The organism is Providencia sp. (assembly GCF_040396775.1).
Classification (GTDB): Bacteria; Pseudomonadota; Gammaproteobacteria; order Enterobacterales; family Enterobacteriaceae; genus Providencia.
Genome location: NZ_JBEBNT010000034.1, coordinates 1 through 20,784, shown reverse-complemented (window position 1 = coordinate 20,784; position 20,784 = coordinate 1). Strand labels below are relative to the sequence as shown.

The following is a 20,784-nucleotide window of genomic DNA, read 5'->3' as shown; positions in this document are numbered from 1 at the left end:
ACTCGGCTACGAACCGAGCGGTCGGAGGTTCGAATCCTCCCGGATGCACCATCATAAGAAAGACTCCTCAATTTGAGGAGTTTTTTTTTGCCTGAAAAGTCAATTAAATAACATTTTCAATGTATCTTTTGTTTTAATCCCTCCTAAACCACACATCTAGACAGCGACAATTTATGTGATTTAAGCTAAAGTAATTGCCTTAATAAAATAAATTAACATCACAGGCGGGAGGTCGATTTGATCCCGGACGTATCGAAAGCGCTATCATGGTTAGAGGCGCACCCAGAAACACTCAATGGCATTCAACGTGGAATAGAGCGCGAAACATTGCGTGTAACTCCGACAGGCTCGATTGCAGAAACGCTGCATCCTGAAGAGTTAGGGCAAGCTTTAACACATAAATGGATCACGACAGATTTTGCGGAGTCCTTACTCGAATTTATTACTCCTGTAGATAAAAGTATTAGCCATAACTTGGCTTTTCTCAGGGATTTACATCGCTATACTGCACGTCACCTTCAAGATGAAAGAATGTGGCCACTCAGTATGCCGTGCTTTATCGAAAGTGAAGATAAAATCACTCTTGCTCAATATGGTACTTCTAACGTCGGGCGATTTAAAACTCTGTACCGTGAAGGCCTTAAAAATCGTTATGGCGCATTGATGCAGACGATAGCAGGGGTGCATTATAACTTTTCTTTGCCAACTGAATTTTGGCAGGCATGGGCAGGTGTTGACGATCCTGAAAGTGAAAGCGGTAAAGAAAAAATTTCTGATGGCTATTTACGCTTGATCAGAAACTACTATCGTTTTGGTTGGGTGATCCCATATCTGTTTGGTGCATCCCCTGCTATTTGTGGCTCTTTCTTAAAAGACAGGGATACCACGCTAACATTCGATAAAACCGAATGTGGTACTTATTATTTACCTTATGCGACATCTTTACGCATGAGTGACCTTGGCTATACCAATAAATCGCAAAGTGATTTGAATATTACATTCAATAAGCTGGGTGAATATGTTGAGAACCTGAAAAAAGCCATTCACAAGCCTTCCCCTGAGTTTGAAAAACTGGGTGTAAAAAAGGATGGCAAATACGTTCAGCTTAACTCTAACGTGTTGCAAATTGAAAATGAACTCTATGCCCCAATAAGACCTAAACGCGTCCCTAAAGGCACTGAGTCGCCGTCTGATGCGTTATTACGTGGAGGTATCGAATACATTGAAGTACGCTCTTTGGACATCAACCCGTTCAGTGCTATTGGCGTGAATGAAACCCAAGCGCGTTTTGTTGATCTATTCTTAATATGGTGCGTGCTTGCCGATGCGCCAGAAATGAATGCTCAGGAGCTTGATTGTTGCCGTCAAAACTGGAACCGTGTGATCCTCGAAGGTCGTAAACCAGGCCAAGTGATTGGTTTTGGGTGTGGCAGCGAAGTGAAGCCATTGGTGGAAGTCGGCCAGCAATTATTTAATGATTTGATTCGTGTCGCTGAAGTGCTCGACACTTGTTGTGATGCGAAATATCAAGACGTTTGCCATCAGTTTGTTGCGATGTTTGAAGACCCAACCCTAACATACTCTGCGTTAGTCATGGATGAGATGTTAGAAAAAGGCATCGGTGGTTACGGGTTAGAATTAGCTGAAAAATATTTTGAACAACTAATCAATGAGCCGTATGAAGTCATCACGGAAGAACAGTTTGAACAAGCAAGGTTAGCTTCTATTGAGAAACAAGCGAAGATGGAACAGAGCGAAACTGAATCCTTTGAAGACTATCTACGCATTCACGCAGGACGCTAAAAGAAAGTGGCCACTCAAGGTGGCCAAATAAAAATCTCTTAGAGAATTAGGGATGATAACAAATTGCGCGTCTTTCATTAATTCAGACTTTGTATTTTCAAAATAGTTTCATTTATTTTAAAAATAAAATTTTAATTTTTGAGGAGGTCACGAAATGCCATTATTAGATAGCTTTACTGTCGATCATACTCGCATGGCAGCACCCGCTGTTCGTGTGGCAAAAACGATGAAAACGCCAAGTGGTGATACTATCACTGTTTTTGACTTGCGTTTTACCGTGCCAAATGAAGAAGCTATGACGGAAAAAGGAACTCACACATTAGAACACTTGTTCGCAGGTTTTATGCGTGACCACCTTAACGGCAATGACATCGAAATTATCGATATTTCCCCGATGGGCTGCCGCACAGGGTTTTACATGAGCTTGATTGGACAGCCTGCTGAACAGCGCGTCGCTGATGCGTGGAAAGCCGCAATGGAAGATGTTCTAAACGTCAAAGACCAAAACAAAATTCCAGAGTTGAACGTCTATCAGTGTGGCACTTATAAAATGCATTCACTGGAAGAAGCTCAGCAAATCGCGCGTAATGTATTGTCATCAAACATTGGTATCAATAAAAATGATGATTTAGCATTACCAGCGGACAAACTGGAACAGCTTCACGTTTAGTTTCTTGATGTATTTTTGTATAAAAAAGCGCCGGGGTTATTCAGGCGCTTTTTTTGCGGAAAAAATTATAAATCAGGGATTTGAGAGCTAAAAGTAAGCGGGGTGATTCTGACTTGTTTAATCGTGTTTTCATTCATGGCCAACACCTCAATCATGTAATGGCCCACAACGATTTGCTCTTCAATTTGAGGAATATCCCCGATCACCTCGAGCACCATTCCGTTAACCGTCCTAGGGCCGTCTACAGGCAAATTCCAATCAAACGCTTTATTCAGGTCTCGAATACTAGCTGAGCCGTCCACAAGGATGCTACCATCGCTTTGAGGCAAAACTTCCTCAGCTAACGAAGGGGACATCGAAGTCGTAAAATCACCGACAATTTCTTCTAAAATATCTTCTACCGTGATTAGCCCTTGGATTTCGCCGTACTCATCTACAATAATTCCCAACTTTTCTTTTTTGTGTTGGAAGTTAATGAGCTGAACATTTAGCGGTGTACTGTTGGGAATAAAATAAATATTGTCTGCGGCTTTAATGAGATTCTGTTTGTTGAACTCGCGTTTTTCCATCATTAATCGATAAGCTTCTCGCACTCGTAAAATACCAATCGAATCATCGAGGGAGTCACGGTAAAGCACTATCCGGCCATGGGGGGAATGGGTTAACTGCCTGATAATTGATTTCCAATCATCATTAACATCAATGCCGACAATTTCATTCCTTGGCAGCATAATATCGCCAACCGTCACCTTGTCTAAATCCAGTATGGAAATCAGCATGTCTTGATTACGGCGGCTAATCTTATGTTTTGACTCATTAACAATAGTGCGCAGCTCTTCCTTGTTTACTGCATCTGTGCGAGCCGTTAAGGAACGAATACCTAAACAACGCAAAAGGAGTGCAGAAATCGTATTAAAGGCCCATACCACCGGCATCATAATGATTTGCAAGGGTTTTAGAAGATAGCTGCTGGGGAATGCGATTCTTTCAGGGTAGAGTGCAGCGAGTGTTTTTGGCATCACTTCCGCAAAAATCAGGATCACAAACGTTAAAATCCCCGTCGCCATCGCCACACCTGCGTTGCCATATAAGCGAATACCTATGATGGTGGCTAAGGCAGAAGCAACGATATTAATTAAGTTATTGCCAATCAGAACGAGGCTGAGCAGTTTATCCGGATGTTTAAGCAGTTTTTCGACACGAATTGCCGAGCGGTTACCTTGTTTTGCTAAGTGTTTTAAGCGATAGCGATTTAATGTCATCATCCCCGTCTCCGAAGCAGAGAAGTAAGCTGATACAAAAATTAAAACAATCAGTATGATGATTAGCGTACTGGTAGACACATCATCCAAAACAAGGTTCCTTATTGAAATATGGGAAGATTAGTAAAAACTCAAGGTACCATAAACTGTTGAAGTAGGCGGTTACCAAAAAAAGCCATGGTTAAAATGATTGAGCCAGCAACGTGGAAGAATAAGACGCGTTTTCCGCGCCAGCCACCGTGGAAGTGCCCCCAAAGCAAGGTAATGTAGACAAACCAAGCAATCACCGATAATACGGATTTATGGATATTTTCTTTATCAAAGATATTATCCATATAAATAAAACCCGTGCATAACGTTAGCGTGAGTAAAATGACACCCACTTGGGTGATGTGGAACATTTTACGCTCTACCACCATCATCGGCGGCATATCAGGGCTAAATTTTAAGGTTTTATTTTTGAGTTGGTGGTCAATAAGCGCAACTTGAAATGCATACAGGGCTGCGATAAGTAATGTGGCATAGCTTAATAAGGCTAAACCAATATGCACAAATAGAGGTACACTGGCTTCTAAGTGAGTAATAAACTCACCGGGCATGATAGTTGAAAGTAATAAGTTAATGATAGCAAAGCTATATACCACAGGGGTTAAGTACCACGCTTTTCCCCAATAGGCGACAACAGTCATAATCAGGCACATCAGCAAGCTTACCGCAGAACCAAGGTTTAACAGAGTGAGATTCTGTCCTTCGGCTTCACTGAAAATGAGTAATTTTAGTGTGATGGCGTGCGTCACTAGCGCAACAATGGCAAGTAACATTGCCAAACGGCGATAAAGTGGTTGTTTGCGCACTTGGCCTGGGACAATCAGCAGCAGGCTGATCATGTATGTACAAACTGCTATGACTGCAAATACTGGCATAGTATAGTGTCGATATTCATTTTTAATGGAAAGTTATTTTATAGTATAACGTGTACGTGAGCAGGCTCCAACTATTGGGCAAGCCAATCGAGGTACATTTGCGATAGATAGCATTCCTTGTACCTATTGATGCAGCTAATACTCTAAACGTTAATGCCATAATAGCCTGTATCATCTGTTTCAAACAGAGGGCAGCGAAAAAATAGCGGATGTGGTACAATCAGGAAAATATTTTTTATCGTACTTTTTCCTTCATTAGATTGAAGGTTTGATACTTATAATTCAACTTGTTGACACTAAAACACTTGAAATTAAGTGCATTAGCAACCAGATCAGGCTAAACATCGGCCCATCAACAGAATTGAGCTAAGACATATGTTTGATAATTTAAGCGACAGACTATCGCGCACGTTGCGCAATATCAGCGGACGTGGGCGTCTCACTGATGACAATATTAAAGACACATTACGCGAAGTTCGCATGGCATTGCTGGAGGCTGACGTAGCGTTGCCAGTGGTCCGTGAATTTATCCAGAAAGTCAAAGAAAGTGCCGTTGGTCAAGATGTTAATAAAAGCCTAACACCAGGCCAAGAGTTCATTAAAATTGTTCAAAATGAACTGACTCGAGCGATGGGGGAAGAAAACCACCAGCTCAATTTGTCGGCTCAACCGCCTGCGGTTGTGTTAATGGCGGGTTTGCAAGGCGCAGGTAAAACAACCAGCGTTGCAAAACTGGGTAAACATTTAAAAGAGAAGCAAAAGAAAAAAGTTTTAGTTGTCTCTGCTGACGTATACCGGCCAGCGGCGATCAAACAGCTTGAAACCTTAGCAGAATCGGTTGGTATTGATTTCTTCCCATCAGAAGTGCAAGAAAAGCCCGCAGCTATCGTACAAAAAGCCTTAAAGCACGCACAACTCCAATTCTACGATGTGTTATTGGTGGATACCGCAGGTCGCTTACACGTTGATGAAGCGATGATGGAAGAAATCCAAGAAGTTCATCGTATTATTAAGCCTGTTGAAACCTTATTCGTTGTTGATGCGATGACAGGGCAGGATGCGGCAAATACAGCGAAAGCGTTTAACGAAGCCCTACCATTGACAGGGGTTGTGTTAACCAAGGTTGATGGTGATGCGCGTGGTGGTGCGGCGCTGTCGATTCGTGCAATAACAGGTAAACCGATTAAATTTTTAGGGGTTGGTGAAAAAACTGATGCCTTAGAACCGTTCCATCCAGAACGTGTCGCATCCCGTATTCTTGGTATGGGTGACGTGATTTCTCTGATTGAAGAGATTGAGCACAAAGTTGACCGTGATGAAGCAGAAAAATTAGCGAAAAAACTAAAAACGGGCGATAGCTTTGATTTAAATGACTTTTTAAGTCAATTAAAGCAAATGCGTAATATGGGTGGCATGGCGAGTATGATGAGCAAAATGCCCGGTATGTCCCAGTTACCAGACGCTGTTAAGTCACAAATGGATGATAAAATCACGGTTCGTATGGAAGCGATGATTAACTCCATGACGCGCAAAGAGCGCGAAAAACCAGAAATTATTAAAGGTTCCCGTAAACGTCGTATTGCGGCAGGTTCGGGAACGACCGTGCAAGAAGTTAACCGCCTTTTAAAACAATTTGATGATATGCAACGCATGATGAAGAAAATGAAAAAAGGTGGCTTAGCCAAGATGATGCGCGGCATGAAGGGTATGATGCCTCCGGGTTTTCCGGGGCGTTAAGCAATAAAGCCTCAAACAAAACGCACTTTTGATTGATTTTTGTGTCAAAGTGAGTAAACTTTTCGGGCTTTTTATATGACAGCCGGACTCTATCCCTCGATGGAGTCTGGTTGTTTTATTAACTAATGAGGATGTTATGGTAACAATTCGTTTATCTCGTGGCGGCGCTAAAAAACGTCCGTTCTACCAAATCGTTGTAACCGATAGCCGCAATGCGCGTGACGGTCGTTTCATTGAGCGTATCGGTTTCTTCAACCCGATCGCTGCAGGTCAAGCAGAAGAACTGCGTTTAGACTTGGACCGTGTTGAGCATTGGGTTGGCTTAGGCGCAACTATTTCTGACCGTGTTGCACAACTGGTCAAACAAGCTAAGAAAGCAGCTTAATCTGTCGCGGTGGTAACAATGAGCAAGCAAACTAAACTACAGCCACCTGAAAACCCAATTGTATTGGGTAAATTAGGTGCGGCATACGGTATTCGTGGTTGGCTCAAAGTTTTCTCGTCCACCGAACATGCTGAAAGTATTTTTGAGTATCAGCCTTGGTTTATCCAACGTTCAGGTCAATGGCAACATATTGAAATTGAAGATTGGAAACATCATAACAAGGATATCATCGTCAAGTTGAACGGGGTCGATGACCGCGATGCAGCTGCGCTTTTGACTAACTTTGAAATTGCGGTTGATTCAACTCAACTTCCTGAGTTAGAAAACGAATACTACTGGAAAGACCTGATGGGTTGCCACGTAGTGACGTTACAAGGCTATGACCTTGGTACCATCACTGACATGATGGAGACCGGTTCGAATGATGTACTGGTCATTAAGGCGAATTTAAAAGATGCATTTGGCATCAAGGAGCGGTTGGTTCCGTTTCTTGATGGGCAGGTTATCAAGAAAGTCGATCTCGATGCCAAACTCATTGAAGTGGATTGGGATCCTGGTTTTTAAATCTCCGGTTGAACGGTTTTGATAAGTGGGACGATATCATGTGGATTGGTGTAATTAGCCTGTTTCCCGAAATGTTCCGCGCAATAACCGAGTACGGGGTAACTGGTCGGGCAGTGAAAAATGGCCTGCTAACATTTGAGTGCTGGAATCCGCGGGACTTTACCCACGATAGGCACAAAACTGTTGATGATCGCCCCTATGGTGGTGGTCCGGGCATGCTGATGATGGTGCAACCGTTAAAGGATGCAATCAACGCAGCAAGAACTGAGGCAGGTGTTGGTGCAAAGGTTATTTATCTTTCACCACAAGGGCGCAAACTAAGTCAAGATGGCGTTTGCGAGCTGGCAACCAATGAGAAGCTAATTCTTGTTTGTGGCCGCTATGAAGGCATTGATGAGCGTATCATTCAAACCGAAGTTGACGAAGAATGGTCAATTGGCGATTACGTTCTCAGTGGTGGGGAGCTCCCCGCGATGGTGTTGATAGACTCAGTCTCTCGGTTTATACCGGGGGTGCTAGGTCATCAAGCCTCTGCTCAAGAAGATTCTTTTGCTGATGGCTTGTTAGATTGTCCTCACTATACCCGCCCTGAAGTGTTAGATGGCATGCAAGTCCCGGATGTATTACTTTCGGGAAATCACGCTAAAATAGATAGCTGGCGTATGAAACAATCACTTGGCCGTACCTGGCTTAGAAGACCTGAGCTTCTGGAAAGCCTAGCTCTGACTGACGAGCAGAGGATGTTGCTGACTGAGTTCCAACGTGAACATCAGTCTGAGCAACAAATGAATCCAGACAATTAATTGTCTAAACATATCAGTTTACCTAGGGTAAGAGAGTTATTATGAGCAACATTATTAAACAAATTGAACAAGAGCAAATGAAGCAGGACGTACCTTCATTCCGTCCGGGTGACACCGTGGAAGTTAAGGTATGGGTCGTAGAAGGCTCTAAAAAACGTCTGCAGGCATTCGAGGGCGTGGTTATCGCTATTCGTAACCGCGGTCTGCACTCTGCATTCACTGTTCGTAAAATTTCTAACGGCGAAGGTGTTGAGCGTGTATTCCAAACTCACTCACCAGTCGTAGATAGCATTGCTGTTAAACGCCGTGGTGCTGTTCGCAGAGCTAAACTGTACTACCTGCGTGAGCGTTCTGGTAAGGCTGCTCGTATTAAAGAGCGTCTGAACGCCAAGTAATACGCTTTCGCTACATCCGAAAGTTGAAGAGGCCCGCCCTAGTGCGGGTCTTTTTATATCAGTCATATTCGTCATATTTCAAGTTGTCGCTGTGTTGGCTTCGCTCGGCCACACAGGTCACATACTTATGTATGCTCCCTGCGATGTCCTCACTTTGCCGCCTAGCTACAACTCGAACTATTTAGAATATAGTTGAGAAGCTGATCTCTTGAATTGTAAATAAATGTTTACTAAAAAATATATTTTAGCTCTAATTTAAATGATTTTAATGTTGTAAATTTGTTAAATTTATTAGTTATCAAATAATTAGAATTATGTAAACTATTATTTACGATGGTGGAAATATTTTACATAAATGGATTGAATTGTTTACGATGCATGGTATGTTATTACCCATGCACTCAAACATAATACGTAAACAATAAACTAAGCAAATATAAGCTAATTAAGTAGGTAAAAAATGATCATGCAAAAAGATGTACTCAACAACGTGAATATTCAAGATGAGCAGGTATTAATTACTCCTGAGAGTCTGAAAGAGAAATATCCGCTGAGTCACAACAATCTGCATGCCATTGCGACATCGCGTCAAGTTATTGCGGATATTATCCATCAACGTGATCCTCGCTTACTCGTGGTATGTGGTCCTTGCTCAATCCATGATGTGGATGCTGCGATTGAATATGGTGAGCGCCTGCAAAAATTAGCCGAAGAGTTAAGTGATAGCTTATATATTGTAATGCGTGTGTACTTTGAAAAACCACGGACGACAGTGGGCTGGAAAGGCTTAATTAGCGACCCATTTATGGATGGCACATTCCAAATGGAAAAAGGCTTGCATATTGCTCGTGACTTATTGACTAACTTAGTCAATATGGGTCTTCCATTGGCGACCGAAGCATTAGATCCAAATAACCCACAATACTTAGGGGATTTATTCAGCTGGTCTGCAATTGGAGCAAGAACCACTGAATCACAAACCCACCGTGAAATGGCGTCAGGGCTCTCAATGCCGGTTGGGTTTAAAAATGGGACGGATGGCAGTTTATCTACGGCAATCAACGCATTGAAAGCGGCCGCAATGCCACATCGTTTCATGGGAATTAACCAATCAGGCCAAGTTTGCTTATTGCACACCAAGGGCAACAGCAATGGTCATGTGATTTTACGCGGTGGCAAAACACCAAACTACAGCGCAGAAGATATTGCGGCATGTGAAGCTGAAATGCGTAAAGCAGGGTTGGAACCATCACTAATGGTGGATTGCAGTCACGGTAACTCAAATAAAGATTACCGCCGTCAGCCACTGGTGGTTGATTCAATTATCGAACAAATTGTTAATGGTAATGAGTCAATTACAGGTATTATGCTGGAAAGCCATATTAATGAAGGCAACCAAACATCTGAACAGCCACGTGATACGATGAAGTACGGCGTTTCTGTAACAGATGCCTGCATTAACTGGCAGACAACAGAGACTGTATTGCGTAATTTACATCGGGCACTATTGCCTGTGCTTGAACAACGCACGCAGAAATTGAGCAAAGTGAGCTGATCAAGGTATTAGTATGTCTGTTGAGTTATCCCATTTACGGGACCAAATTGATGCGGTTGATAAATCCTTATTGGATTTATTAGCCAAAAGGTTGCAACTTGTAGCGGAAGTTGGCGAAGTCAAAAGCTTACACGGGTTGCCAATTTATGTGCCAGAGCGCGAGTCAAGCATGCTAGCTGCTCGCCGCGCTGAAGCAGAACGCATGGGGATCCCGCCCGATCTGATAGAAGATATATTGCGTCGGATCATGCGTGAGTCTTACGCACGTGAAAATGACAAAGGTTTCAAGACACTTAATCCAAATGCTGGTCCAATTGTTATCGTGGGCGGTGATGGGAAGATGGGGCGATTATTCCATCGCCTTCTAACGTTGTCTGGTTACCAAGTAAAAACGCTGAATCAAAATGATTGGCCACAGGCCGAATCAATTGTTACGGGTGCCAGTGTGGTGATGGTCAGTGTGCCTATCCACTTAACCGTTCAGGTGATTAACCAACTGCCAAAATTAGATAATAACACTATTTTGATGGATATTGCTTCTATCAAACAACAACCATTAGAGGCTATGTTAGCCGTACATGAAGGGCCTGTTTTGGGGCTTCACCCGATGTTTGGGCCTGATATTGGCAGCGTAGCAAAACAAGTTTTTGCTTATTGTGATGGCCGTGGCGCGGAGTCTTATCAATGGTTCCTTGAACAGTTATTAGTTTGGGGCGCACGTTTGAAAGAAATTTCAGCGCAAGAGCACGATAAAAACATGAGTTTTATCCAAGCATTACGCCACTTTACGACCTTTACTTATGGGCAAAATTTGGCGAAGGAGGATATCGATTTACAGCAGCTTCTTGAGTTGTCATCACCCATCTACCGTTTAGAACTCGCGATGGTGGGGCGGTTATTTGCTCAAGATCCCCAGTTGTATGCGGATATCATCATGTCTTCGGATAAAAACGTAGAATTAATTCGCCGTTATCATCAGCTTTTAGGGCAGTCTATTGAAATGCTTGAAAAGAATGATAAAGCAGAGTTCATTCACCAGTTTAATCAAGTTAGTGAGTGGTTCGGCGAAGATGCCCACCATTTTATGAAAGAAAGCCAATCGTTGTTACAACGCGCCAACGATAACCGCAAGTAATCATCCCCGCCTTCTATTGTGTTATTTGCAGTAGAGGGCATTTTTACTGTTAATTTATTGTTATTTCAGGTAATCTCTTCTTTTTCAATCATCTAAATTCGATATTTTATTTTAAGTACGTAATTTTACTTATTTCTTGTGCTTTTGATTAAAAAGCTTCCTTCCTTGCCTAAAAAAGAAATTTTTCCCTATTTAATTGCAAATTAATCGATTTATAAAATTGATATTTAAAAAACGATCGATTTATATGGTAAAGGTATGACATATTTTACCGATAACACTACTCATTCAACGATGGCTAGCGTGGTAAAAATATGTCTTTTAAAAATCTCAAAATTAGTATGAAGTTAACGATAGCATTTGGGGGATTTGTTACGCTTATTATCCTGAGCTCACTCTTTTCTTTGGCAAATATGAACCGAGCCAATGATGGGATGAAACAAGTTCTGTATGAAAGTTACCCTATAGCCTCAACAGCAGGGCAGATGATGGATAACTTTTATTCATTTATTGGTATTCAAGAATTGATTTTACTTGATGACCGAGGGAGCGATAAGCGGCGTGAAGAGTTAGCCAAAATTACATTGAAAATTAATGAATTGATGGACAGCTTAGAGAAAAATGTCACTGACGAGCGCTCTAAAGAGGTGCTTTCTGAATTGCGGATTATTCGTCAACAATTTCATGCCTCAATCGCACGTATCAATACATTCCTTTCAGAAAATAATCGCCAAGCAGCCATTGATGAAATGATGGCAAAAACATCGAGTATTCAGCGCGATTATCGAGATCACATCCAAACGTTAATGGCTATTCAAGATCTAGAAATGCAGGATATTGGTCGTACGGTCAATGCCGATTATGAGAGCAATAAAATCTTACTAGCAATTCTCTCAGTGATCAGTATTGCTGCGGGTTGTGCGATGGGGTGGTTTATTACTATCATGATCACCCGCCCACTCGAAAGCGCTGTTGGTTTAGCACAGTCTATTGCCAATGGTGATTTAACGAAAGACGTTAAAGTGGGCTCAAAAGATGAAACGGGTATTTTATTGAATGCACTGAATGACATGAAAGGCCAGCTAGTTGAAATTGTCCAAGAGGTGCAAAAAGGTTCTGAAAGTATTTCTGCGGCAGCAGGGCAAATAGTAGCAGGTAACCAGAACTTAGCCGCGCGCACTGAAGAGCAAGCTGCATCGGTTGAAGAGACAGCAAGCTCCATGGAGCAAATTACTTCAACAGTAAAAAATACCACTGAACATACCCATGAGGCTAGTATGTTAGCGGAACAAGCGGCAGTCGTTGTGCAAAATAATGGTCAGATGATGAATCAATTGACCAGTAAGATGCGAGCTATTAATGCATCATCATTGCAAATGACAGACATTATTAATTTAATCGACTCGATTGCATTCCAAACCAATATTTTGGCGTTAAATGCGTCAGTCGAAGCGGCAAGAGCTGGCGAACATGGCCGCGGTTTTGCCGTGGTTGCAGGAGAGGTACGTTTATTAGCACAAAAAAGTGCGGCATCAGCCAATGATATCAAAGGACTGATTGAAAACTCCTCATCGCAAACCAAAGAAGGTATGGAGCTCGTAGAGAAAGCTACTGAGCAAATTCATGGCATGATTGATAGTGTGAAGGAAATGAACGCGTTACTGCAAGAAATTGGTCAAGCAAGCCAAGAAGAAAGTGACGGAATTTCACAGATTAATAGTGCAGTGGGGCAATTGGATTTAACGACACAACAAAATGCCAGCTTAGTCGAGGAGTCCGTTGTGGCGGCAGATTCATTAAATGAACAAGCATTCCACCTGAAAAAACTCGTGAATTACTTCCGTGTTAATTCGAACTATCAGTCAGAAACGACAGTGTAATCTTGGTTAAAGGCTGCTTTTTATTTAAGCAGCCTTTTATGTTTAATTATGGGGCTACTTTTTCAGGTTCAACAGGAACAATATTTTCAGATGGGTAGCAGCCCAACACTTTTATTGAACGTGTAATTGCAGAAAGTTCTTTGAGTGCTTGTTGCAGATTATCTGAACGTAAGTTTGCATGAACGTCTACATAAAACATCTCTTCCCAAGGTTTGCCATTAATTGGACGAGACTCCAATTTACTCATAATTATCTTATTATTTTTTAAAATAACGAGTGCATCAACCAATGCCCCTGCTTGCTGGCCTGTGGTGATTAATAGCGTGGTTTTAGCGGGAACTTGTTCAGTGACTTCAATAGACTGTGGTGCAACGACAATAAAGCGGGTCATATTGATTTGCTGATTCGCTAAATTGTGCTCAACAACGTGTAAGTTATACAATGCACCACCCGCTTCACTGCCTAGAGCTGCCACATTGGGGGAGTCTTGCTCCGCCACCATTTGCATTGCAGTGGATGTACTATCGCAATACTTTATTTTCCACTGTGGGAACAGGGCTAAATATTGGCTGCATTGCTGGAAAGGTTGAGGGTGGCTGTAAACTGTATCAATCAGGCTTAAATCGGTATTACCCGTGGTGAGCAAACAATGGTTAATGGGTAAACGGATTTCTCCCACAATCGAGAGTGATGTATTTTGCAGTAAATCGTAAACATCATTAATTGCCCCAGAACTGGTATTTTCAATCGGTAAAATACCGTATTCCGCTTGTCCACTTTCAACTAATGAAAATATATCTTGGAATTTATTACAGCTACATTCGACGAGTTGATCAAAATGACGAGCAGAATATTGGCGCGCTGCGATATGTGAATAAGAGCCTTTGGGGCCTAAAAAAGCAAAACGGGCAGTGTCACTCGGCGTTAAATTTAAGTGCTTTTGTAAAATCGCTTGTTGAGTCAACACCGAGTCTTCGATGATCATTTGAAATAAGCGAGTAATATAAAAACCATCAAGGCCTAGTGGCTTACCTTTATTGATGAGAACATCCAAAAGTTGGCGCTCGCGGTCTTTATCACGAATTGGGCGGTTGTCATCAATTTTTGTTTCTGCAACTTCTGCTGCAAACCCGCGGCGTTTTGCCAAAAGGTTTAGGAGTTCACTATCTAACTGGCTTATTTTTTCTCGTACTTTCAGTAAATTAGTGCTGTTTTCCATCCTGCCCACCCTGTAATGTCGTGATATAAAAAAAGCCCCCTAGTTGGGGGCTTTCTAATTTTGTCTTCTTTTCTTTCTCGAACGACAAAAGCCCCTAATTAGGAGTTGCTAAAGAAGAAAAAGAAAACAAAATTACGTTTCATGATAATACCTTTAAATAAACCTGATTCAAATAAACCCGATACGCCATAAGAAGTCAATAAAAAATAATCATAAACATAAAAAACGCGCCTATTGCAGGCGCGTTTTACAAAGTTTCAAGATAAGTTGGTAGATAATATAAAATTATAACGTAACGAGGTTCGCTTCTTTTACACTATTGTTGGCTCTTCTTGATTCTCCTTTATGTTGCACTTTATTGAGTTGTCTTTCGAGTTTGTTGATCAGTTCATTTATTGCAACGTACATATCTTCATGTTTGGCGCTAGCGACTAATTTACCTGTTGCTGTTTTGATATTTGCATCAACCATGAAACCTTGTGGCTCTTTTGATAAAACAATGTGCGTATTTATCAAGGAAACTTGCCACTTATCCAATTTTGTTAGACGGCTGTCAATGTGTTCACGAATAGCTGGGGTAATATCCATTTGTTTGCTAGTTATGTTCACTATCATAGTGTTACCTCTCATTGTTTCCGTCTTTGATGAATTCAGAATACGCGTTATCAATAATAAAAAATTGATGTAGATCACATCTAATTCAGGGGGGATACAACTCACACCCGAAGTGTGATTTTGTATAAAAAAGGGAAGGAAAAGCATTGCCAAAATGAATGGATTAGGGGAAACTGATTAAGTTGGCTATCGATACGGTTAATAGTCGGATCTTTTTTTGGGTTAAAATTTAGCTAATCTAAAAGATTGATTAATCAAGATAAAAGAGTAAGAGAACGCGGTAACAATGGTAGCTAACCAGACAAACAAAAACAGCAGCCGAGGCTGCTGTTTTAGATCAAACTCGATATTATTGTGGGTTTGCAACAATAATACTTTCGGCTTTATTTGCTTCTTGATTTAACCCCATTTGTTTATACGCAATTTCCATGTATGGCAAGGCATTACGTGTTGCTTCAGTGTCTGGGTAATCTTTCAGCATTTGCTCTGTGCGATTAACAACCGCGACATAAGCACCCCGTTTGTTGTAATATTCAACCACAGAAAGGTCGAATTTTGCCAAACGTTCTTTTAAGTAGACTAAACGCTTACTAGCGTCGTTTGCGTACATACTGTTAGGATAGTAGCGAACCAGCTGGCTTAAGTCTTTAAATGCGACGCGAGCGTGCTGAGGGTCTCTATCTGAACGGTCTATACCAAACAAGCCTTGCAGTAAACTATCGTCCAAGGCCATAGCGGTTAAGCCGCGCATGTAAAGGACATAGTCAATATTTGGATGAGTCGGGTTTAAACGCATGAAACGGTCAATCGCGGCTATCGCCATTGGCAGCTCAGCTGATTTATAATAGGCGTAAATCAGGTCTAATTGAACTTGTTGGGCGTATGGGCCAAACGGATAACGGTTATCAAGGGCTTCAAACTGTTTGATGGCAGCTTTAAAGTTACCGTCCTGTAGTTTTTGCTGACCCGTTGCATAGATTTCAGCTGGGGAGCTATCAGGGCTGACTTCAGGGTTGCTGGAGCACCCAGCTAAAACCAGGCTCAACGTGGCTGCAGCCACCAGATTTTTCATACGTATCATCACGTGTAGGTTATCCTCTGAGTGTTTCGAGGGAGTCTATCCATAAGGCTCCCGGCAAAATTCGAGTTACAATAGCATATATTTTAAATGAAACGGCAGCGCCGTCAAAATACAAACACCAAAAAGTAGATTAATTTATGGCTCAACAAGTACAACTTAGTGCAACTATCGCTGAATCACAGCTCGGTCAACGTTTAGATCAGGCTTTGGCCGAATTGTTCCCTGATTATTCACGTTCACGCATAAAAGAGTGGGTTTTAGATGATAGAGTGCAGGTTAATGGCAAAGTTATCAATAAGCCAAAGGAAAAAGTTTTAGGTAGTGAACAAATTTTAATCGACGCCCTTATTGAAGAAGATAATCGTTGGGAACCCCAAGATATTCCACTTAACGTTATTTATGAAGATGAAGATATCCTAATTATCAATAAACCGCGTGGATTAGTCGTGCATCCAGGTGCTGGCAACCCAGATGGAACAATCTTAAATGCTTTATTATACCGTTACCCAGAAATTGTTGATGTGCCAAGAGCGGGGATTGTTCACCGTCTTGATAAAGACACGACAGGGCTAATGGTGGTCGCAAAAACCGTTCCAGCACAAACGCATTTAGTGGAGTCTTTACAGTTAAGAGAAATCACGCGTGAGTATGAAGCGGTTGCTGTGGGGCGCATGACTGCGGGTGGTATGGTTGAAGAGCCGATTTCTCGCCATCCAACGAAAAGAACTCACATGGCAGTGCACCCAATGGGGAAACCAGCAGTCACACACTACCGAATCATGGAGCATTTTAGAGCACATACGCGTTTACGTTTACGTTTAGAAACGGGCAGAACGCACCAAATTCGTGTTCATATGGCGCATATCAACCATCCATTAATTGGCGATCAATTATACGGCGGTCGTCCTCGCCCATTGAAAGGTGCCACGGAAGAGTTTTTAGAAGTCATGCGTAATTTCGATAGACAAGCTCTACATGCAACAATGCTGCGCTTGTATCACCCAATTTCAGGCATTCAAATGGAGTGGCATGCTCCGCTACCTGATGATATGGTTAAGCTTATTGAAGCCTTAAAGGCAGACACTGAACTTCATAAAGATAATATGGATTGGTAATGAGTACACTGATTTTCCCTGATTGGCCGCAGCCTAAAAGCGTATCAAGTTGTAGCACAACCCGTGCGGGTGGTGTGAGCCTGCCACCTTTTAACAGCTTGAATCTTGGCGACCATGTCGACGATCGCCGTGAAGCAGTCAGTGAAAATCGCCAGCGCCTTGTTGAACTTGCTCAATTACCACAACAACCAGTGTGGCTTGAGCAAGTTCACGGTACGCATGTTCTTCATCTTGATGGCAGTGAAATCAAAAACAAACAAGCGGATGCGGTATATAGCAATCAAGCAGGGCAAGTTTGTGCCATCATGACGGCGGATTGCTTACCCGTTTTATTTTGTAATCAAGACGGAACAGAAGTTGCAGCCGCTCATGCAGGGTGGCGGGGGCTATGTAATGGTGTACTTGAAAATACGGTTCGTCAATTTATCAGTCCTGCCAATGAAATAATGGCATGGCTTGGCCCGGCAATTGGTGCAGAGAAGTTTGAAGTAGGTGTCGAAGTTAAACAGGCGTTTGTTAATCAATCATCTGATTTAGCTTCTGCTTTTATACCCCATAATGATAAGTACCTTGCTGATATCTATTTATTAGCCCGTAAAAAGCTCAATGCGGTAGGGATTAATGCTATTTATGGGGCCAATTTTTGCACGGTAAGTGATGAAAACAGATTTTTTTCCTACCGACGTGAGGGTAAAACGGGAAGAATGGCTTCTTTGGTATGGGTAAATAACTAGCGTTTGGAATTTTACTCTGAATTAACAGATATAACAAAAATTATTCAATGCGAAACTTGAATATTTAAAAATAGACCTCATCTAGTATCCAGTAGCAAATTTAATCTCATTTATCGGAGGTGTTATGCGTCTGGATCGTTTAACTAATAAATTCCAGCAAGCTCTCGCTGACGCCCAATCTTTAGCCCTTGGGCGCGAAAACCAATTTATCGAACCTATTCACCTATTAAGTGCCTTATTTAATCAAGAAGGTGGCACTGTTCGTCCTTTGCTGACGACACTAGGCGTTAATGCCGTGCAATTTAAGCAAAAGATTGAAGATGCATTAGGGCGTTTGCCTCAAGTGCAAGGTGTGGCGGGAGACGTTCAACCATCAAGTGACTTAATGCGTCACTTAAACTTATGTGATCAATTGGCACAAAAGCATGGAGATGATTTTATCTCCTCTGAATTATTTCTTATCGCCGCTTTAGAAGCCAATACAACATTAGCAGACATGCTCAAAGCAGCAGGTGTTAATAAAGATAATTTAAAAAAGGCAATAGAACAGATGCGTGGTGGAGAAAAAGTGAATGACCAAAGCGCTGAAGACCAGCGCCAAGCCTTGAAAAAATATACTGTCGACTTAACTGAACGCGCAGAACAAGGCAAATTAGACCCAGTGATTGGTCGTGACGAAGAAATTCGTCGTACCATCCAAGTATTACAGCGTCGTACAAAAAACAATCCCGTGCTGATCGGTGAACCGGGTGTAGGTAAAACGGCGATTGTTGAAGGATTGGCTCAGCGTATTGTCAATGGTGAAATTCCTGAAGGGCTGAAAAATAAACGCGTTTTATCCCTCGATATGGGCGCCTTAATTGCAGGGGCGAAATACCGTGGTGAATTTGAAGAGCGTTTGAAAGCCGTTCTGAATGACCTTGCAAAACAAGAAGGTAACGTCATTCTCTTTATTGACGAGCTGCATACCATGGTTGGTGCAGGTAAAGCCGATGGTGCAATGGATGCGGGGAATATGTTGAAACCTGCCCTTGCCCGCGGTGAATTACACTGTGTTGGTGCTACAACCTTAGATGAGTATCGTCAATATATAGAAAAAGACCCTGCGTTAGAGCGTCGTTTCCAAAAAGTGTATGTTGCAGAGCCTTCAGTTGAAGACACGATTGCAATTTTACGTGGTTTGAAAGAGCGTTATGAGCTCCATCATCACGTACAAATTACTGATCCTGCGATTGTCGCGGCAGCAACATTATCGCATCGTTATATTACTGATCGTATGTTGCCAGACAAAGCTATCGACTTAATTGATGAAGCGGGTGCAAGCCTGCGTATGCAAATGGATTCAAAACCTGAATCTTTGGATAGATTGGAACGTCGTATTATTCAGCTGAAACTTGAACAGCAAGCACTGAAAAAAGAATCGGATGATGCGAGTAAAAAACGTCTTGAAATGTTAGAAGAAGAACTGACAGAGAAAGAACGCGAGTATTCAGCATTAGAAGAAGAGTGGAAAGCGGAAAAAGCGTCATTAACTGGTACTCAACATATTAAAGCTGAGCTGGAAAATACGCGTATTGAAATGGAAAAAGCACGCCGTATGGGTGATTTAGCAAAAATGTCTGAATTACAGTATGGCCGTATTCCAGAGTTAGAAAAGCAACTTGAAGCCGCAACTAAAGCGGAAGGTAAAAGCATGAAGCTTTTACGTAACAAGGTGACCGATGTTGAAATCGCTGAAATTTTAGCGCGCTGGACAGGCATCCCTGTTTCAAGAATGCTGGAAAGCGAGAGAGAGAAACTGTTACGTATGGAGCAACAACTCCATCAACGTGTGATTGGTCAAGACGAAGCCGTTGTCGCAGTATCGAATGCAATTCGCCGTAGCCGTGCGGGGTTGTCTGATCCAAATCGACCAATTGGTTCCTTTATGTTCTTAGGACCAACAGGGGTCGGTAAAACCGAGTTATGCAAAGCGTTGGCGAACTTTATGTTCGACAGTGATGACGCAATGGTGCGTATCGACATGTCCGAATTTATGGAAAAACATGCGGTATCACGTTTAGTGGGGGCACCTCCAGGGTATGTTGGTTATGAAGAAGGTGGGTACCTCACAGAAGCTATCAGACGTCGCCCATATTCAGTCATTTTGTTAGATGAAGTTGAAAAAGCACACCCTGATGTTTTTAACATCTTATTACAAGTGTTAGATGATGGGCGTTTAACGGATGGCCAAGGTCGTACTGTGGATTTCCGTAATACCGTTATCATCATGACATCTAACTTGGGTTCTGATTTAATCCAAGAAAGATTTGGAATGATTGGTTACTCAGAAATGAAAGATATGGTTATGGAAGTGGTATCCCATAGTTTCAGACCTGAGTTCATTAACCGTATCGACGAAGTGGTTGTATTCCATCCATTAGGTAAAGAACAAATTACGAATATTGCGAATATTCAATTGGCGCGTTTGTATAAACGCCTTGAAGAGCACGGTTATGAAGTTACAGCGACACCAGCAGCACTTGAGAAAATTGGTGAAGCAGGCTTTGATCCAATCTTTGGTGCAAGGCCGTTGAAACGTGCTATTCAACAAGAAATTGAAAATCCGCTGGCGCAAGAAATCTTATCTGGTCGGTTACTGCCAGGTAAACCCGTTGTTTTAGATGTCGAAAACAATGAAATCGTAGCAAAACAGTAATCAATGAAAGTCATTTAGTTCATTGATTCAATAGCAAAACCCAAAGGCGGCATTCAATATGCCGCCTTTTTCTTATCAAATGAGCAAAAAAATCGCAGTTATTGGTCTAAAACTGGGCGTAAAGTGCAAAAGCTAATCAGTTGAAAATTATTTTCAAAAAAACACTTGCCAGATTTTTCTGACTCCCTATAATGCGCATCCACTGACCGG

18 protein-coding genes and 1 other annotated feature are annotated in these 20,784 nt (G+C 42.0%); of the genes, 13 read left to right on the top strand and 5 right to left on the bottom strand.

Going from position 1 to position 20,784, the window contains the following annotated elements:
* Nucleotides 1–237 precede the first annotated feature (237 nt).
* On the top strand, nt 238–1,803 hold the full coding sequence (gene gshA, locus ABWP91_RS19670) for a glutamate--cysteine ligase (protein ID WP_353244678.1): 1,566 nt from the start codon (nt 238–240) through the stop codon (nt 1,801–1,803).
* A gap of 154 nt (nt 1,804–1,957) precedes the next feature.
* Nucleotides 1,958–2,473 carry an S-ribosylhomocysteine lyase gene (gene luxS, locus ABWP91_RS19665; protein WP_353244677.1) on the top strand — a complete coding sequence of 172 codons (516 nt, stop codon included), beginning with the start codon at nt 1,958–1,960 and terminating at the stop codon, nt 2,471–2,473.
* Nucleotides 2,474–2,538: 65 nt separating this feature from the next.
* On the opposite strand, the gene ABWP91_RS19660 is transcribed toward luxS, so the two are convergent.
* Nucleotides 2,539–3,825 carry a CNNM domain-containing protein gene (locus tag ABWP91_RS19660; RefSeq protein ID WP_353244676.1) on the bottom strand — a complete coding sequence of 429 codons (1,287 nt, stop codon included), beginning with the start codon at nt 3,823–3,825 and terminating at the stop codon, nt 2,539–2,541.
* A gap of 41 nt (nt 3,826–3,866) precedes the next feature.
* Nucleotides 3,867–4,658, bottom strand: coding sequence for a cytochrome C assembly family protein (locus ABWP91_RS19655; protein WP_353244675.1), 792 nt, complete (start codon nt 4,656–4,658; stop codon nt 3,867–3,869).
* Nucleotides 4,659–5,033: 375 nt separating this feature from the next.
* Between ABWP91_RS19655 and ffh the strand changes: the two genes are divergently transcribed.
* The 8 genes from ffh to ABWP91_RS19615 all read left to right on the top strand — a co-directional run bounded on the left by ffh (nt 5,034) and on the right by ABWP91_RS19615 (nt 13,112).
* A complete protein-coding gene (gene ffh, locus ABWP91_RS19650) occupies nt 5,034–6,395 on the top strand; it encodes a signal recognition particle protein (RefSeq protein WP_219245951.1) in 1,362 nt (453 codons plus the stop codon).
* A 136-nt stretch (nt 6,396–6,531) separates the two neighbouring features.
* Nucleotides 6,532–6,780 carry a 30S ribosomal protein S16 gene (rpsP, locus tag ABWP91_RS19645; RefSeq protein WP_004264823.1) on the top strand — a complete coding sequence of 83 codons (249 nt, stop codon included), beginning with the start codon at nt 6,532–6,534 and terminating at the stop codon, nt 6,778–6,780.
* 18 nt (nt 6,781–6,798) lie between these two features.
* Complete coding sequence (rimM, locus tag ABWP91_RS19640; protein WP_047757188.1) at nt 6,799–7,344, top strand: ribosome maturation factor RimM; 546 nt, start codon at nt 6,799–6,801, stop codon at nt 7,342–7,344.
* A gap of 38 nt (nt 7,345–7,382) precedes the next feature.
* The gene (gene trmD, locus ABWP91_RS19635) at nt 7,383–8,147 is read left to right on the top strand and encodes a tRNA (guanosine(37)-N1)-methyltransferase TrmD (RefSeq protein ID WP_353244674.1); all 765 of its coding nucleotides are present in this window, start codon (nt 7,383–7,385) and stop codon (nt 8,145–8,147) included.
* 41 nt (nt 8,148–8,188) lie between these two features.
* Nucleotides 8,189–8,542 carry a 50S ribosomal protein L19 gene (rplS, locus tag ABWP91_RS19630; RefSeq protein ID WP_353244673.1) on the top strand — a complete coding sequence of 118 codons (354 nt, stop codon included), beginning with the start codon at nt 8,189–8,191 and terminating at the stop codon, nt 8,540–8,542.
* Nucleotides 8,543–9,002: 460 nt separating this feature from the next.
* Entirely contained in the window at nt 9,003–10,097 is a 1,095-nt protein-coding gene (locus tag ABWP91_RS19625) for a 3-deoxy-7-phosphoheptulonate synthase (protein WP_353244672.1), read from the top strand.
* Between the two features lie 13 nt (nt 10,098–10,110).
* A complete protein-coding gene (gene tyrA, locus ABWP91_RS19620) occupies nt 10,111–11,232 on the top strand; it encodes a bifunctional chorismate mutase/prephenate dehydrogenase (protein ID WP_353244671.1) in 1,122 nt (373 codons plus the stop codon).
* A gap of 314 nt (nt 11,233–11,546) precedes the next feature.
* Nucleotides 11,547–13,112 (top strand): methyl-accepting chemotaxis protein, encoded by a 1,566-nt coding sequence (locus ABWP91_RS19615; RefSeq protein WP_353244670.1) that lies wholly within the window; start codon nt 11,547–11,549, stop codon nt 13,110–13,112.
* A 46-nt stretch (nt 13,113–13,158) separates the two neighbouring features.
* Here the strand turns inward: ABWP91_RS19615 and pheA are convergent, their stop codons facing one another.
* The 3 genes from pheA to bamD all read right to left on the bottom strand — a co-directional run bounded on the left by pheA (nt 13,159) and on the right by bamD (nt 16,027).
* Entirely contained in the window at nt 13,159–14,331 is a 1,173-nt protein-coding gene (pheA, locus tag ABWP91_RS19610; protein WP_353244669.1) for a bifunctional chorismate mutase/prephenate dehydratase, read from the bottom strand.
* Between the two features lie 25 nt (nt 14,332–14,356).
* Nucleotides 14,357–14,475 (bottom strand) — a sequence feature (Phe leader region).
* A gap of 141 nt (nt 14,476–14,616) precedes the next feature.
* Nucleotides 14,617–14,946: a ribosome-associated translation inhibitor RaiA gene (gene raiA, locus ABWP91_RS19605; RefSeq protein WP_206084780.1), complete on the bottom strand. Its 330-nt coding sequence runs from the start codon at nt 14,944–14,946 to the stop codon at nt 14,617–14,619.
* 349 nt (nt 14,947–15,295) lie between these two features.
* Nucleotides 15,296–16,027, bottom strand: a complete 732-nt coding sequence (gene bamD / locus ABWP91_RS19600; RefSeq protein WP_206084797.1) for an outer membrane protein assembly factor BamD — start codon at nt 16,025–16,027, stop codon at nt 15,296–15,298.
* Between the two features lie 137 nt (nt 16,028–16,164).
* Between bamD and rluD the strand changes: the two genes are divergently transcribed.
* The 3 genes from rluD (at nt 16,165) to clpB (ending at nt 20,574) form a co-directional block, all read left to right on the top strand.
* Nucleotides 16,165–17,142: a 23S rRNA pseudouridine(1911/1915/1917) synthase RluD gene (rluD, locus tag ABWP91_RS19595; protein ID WP_353244668.1), complete on the top strand. Its 978-nt coding sequence runs from the start codon at nt 16,165–16,167 to the stop codon at nt 17,140–17,142.
* Nucleotides 17,142–17,876, top strand: coding sequence for a purine nucleoside phosphorylase YfiH (gene yfiH, locus ABWP91_RS19590; RefSeq protein WP_353244667.1), 735 nt, complete (start codon nt 17,142–17,144; stop codon nt 17,874–17,876). The genes rluD and yfiH overlap by 1 nt, the downstream gene beginning before the upstream one ends.
* A 124-nt stretch (nt 17,877–18,000) precedes the next feature.
* Complete coding sequence (clpB, locus tag ABWP91_RS19585; RefSeq protein ID WP_353244666.1) at nt 18,001–20,574, top strand: ATP-dependent chaperone ClpB; 2,574 nt, start codon at nt 18,001–18,003, stop codon at nt 20,572–20,574.
* The last annotated feature ends 210 nt before the right edge of the window (nt 20,575–20,784 follow it).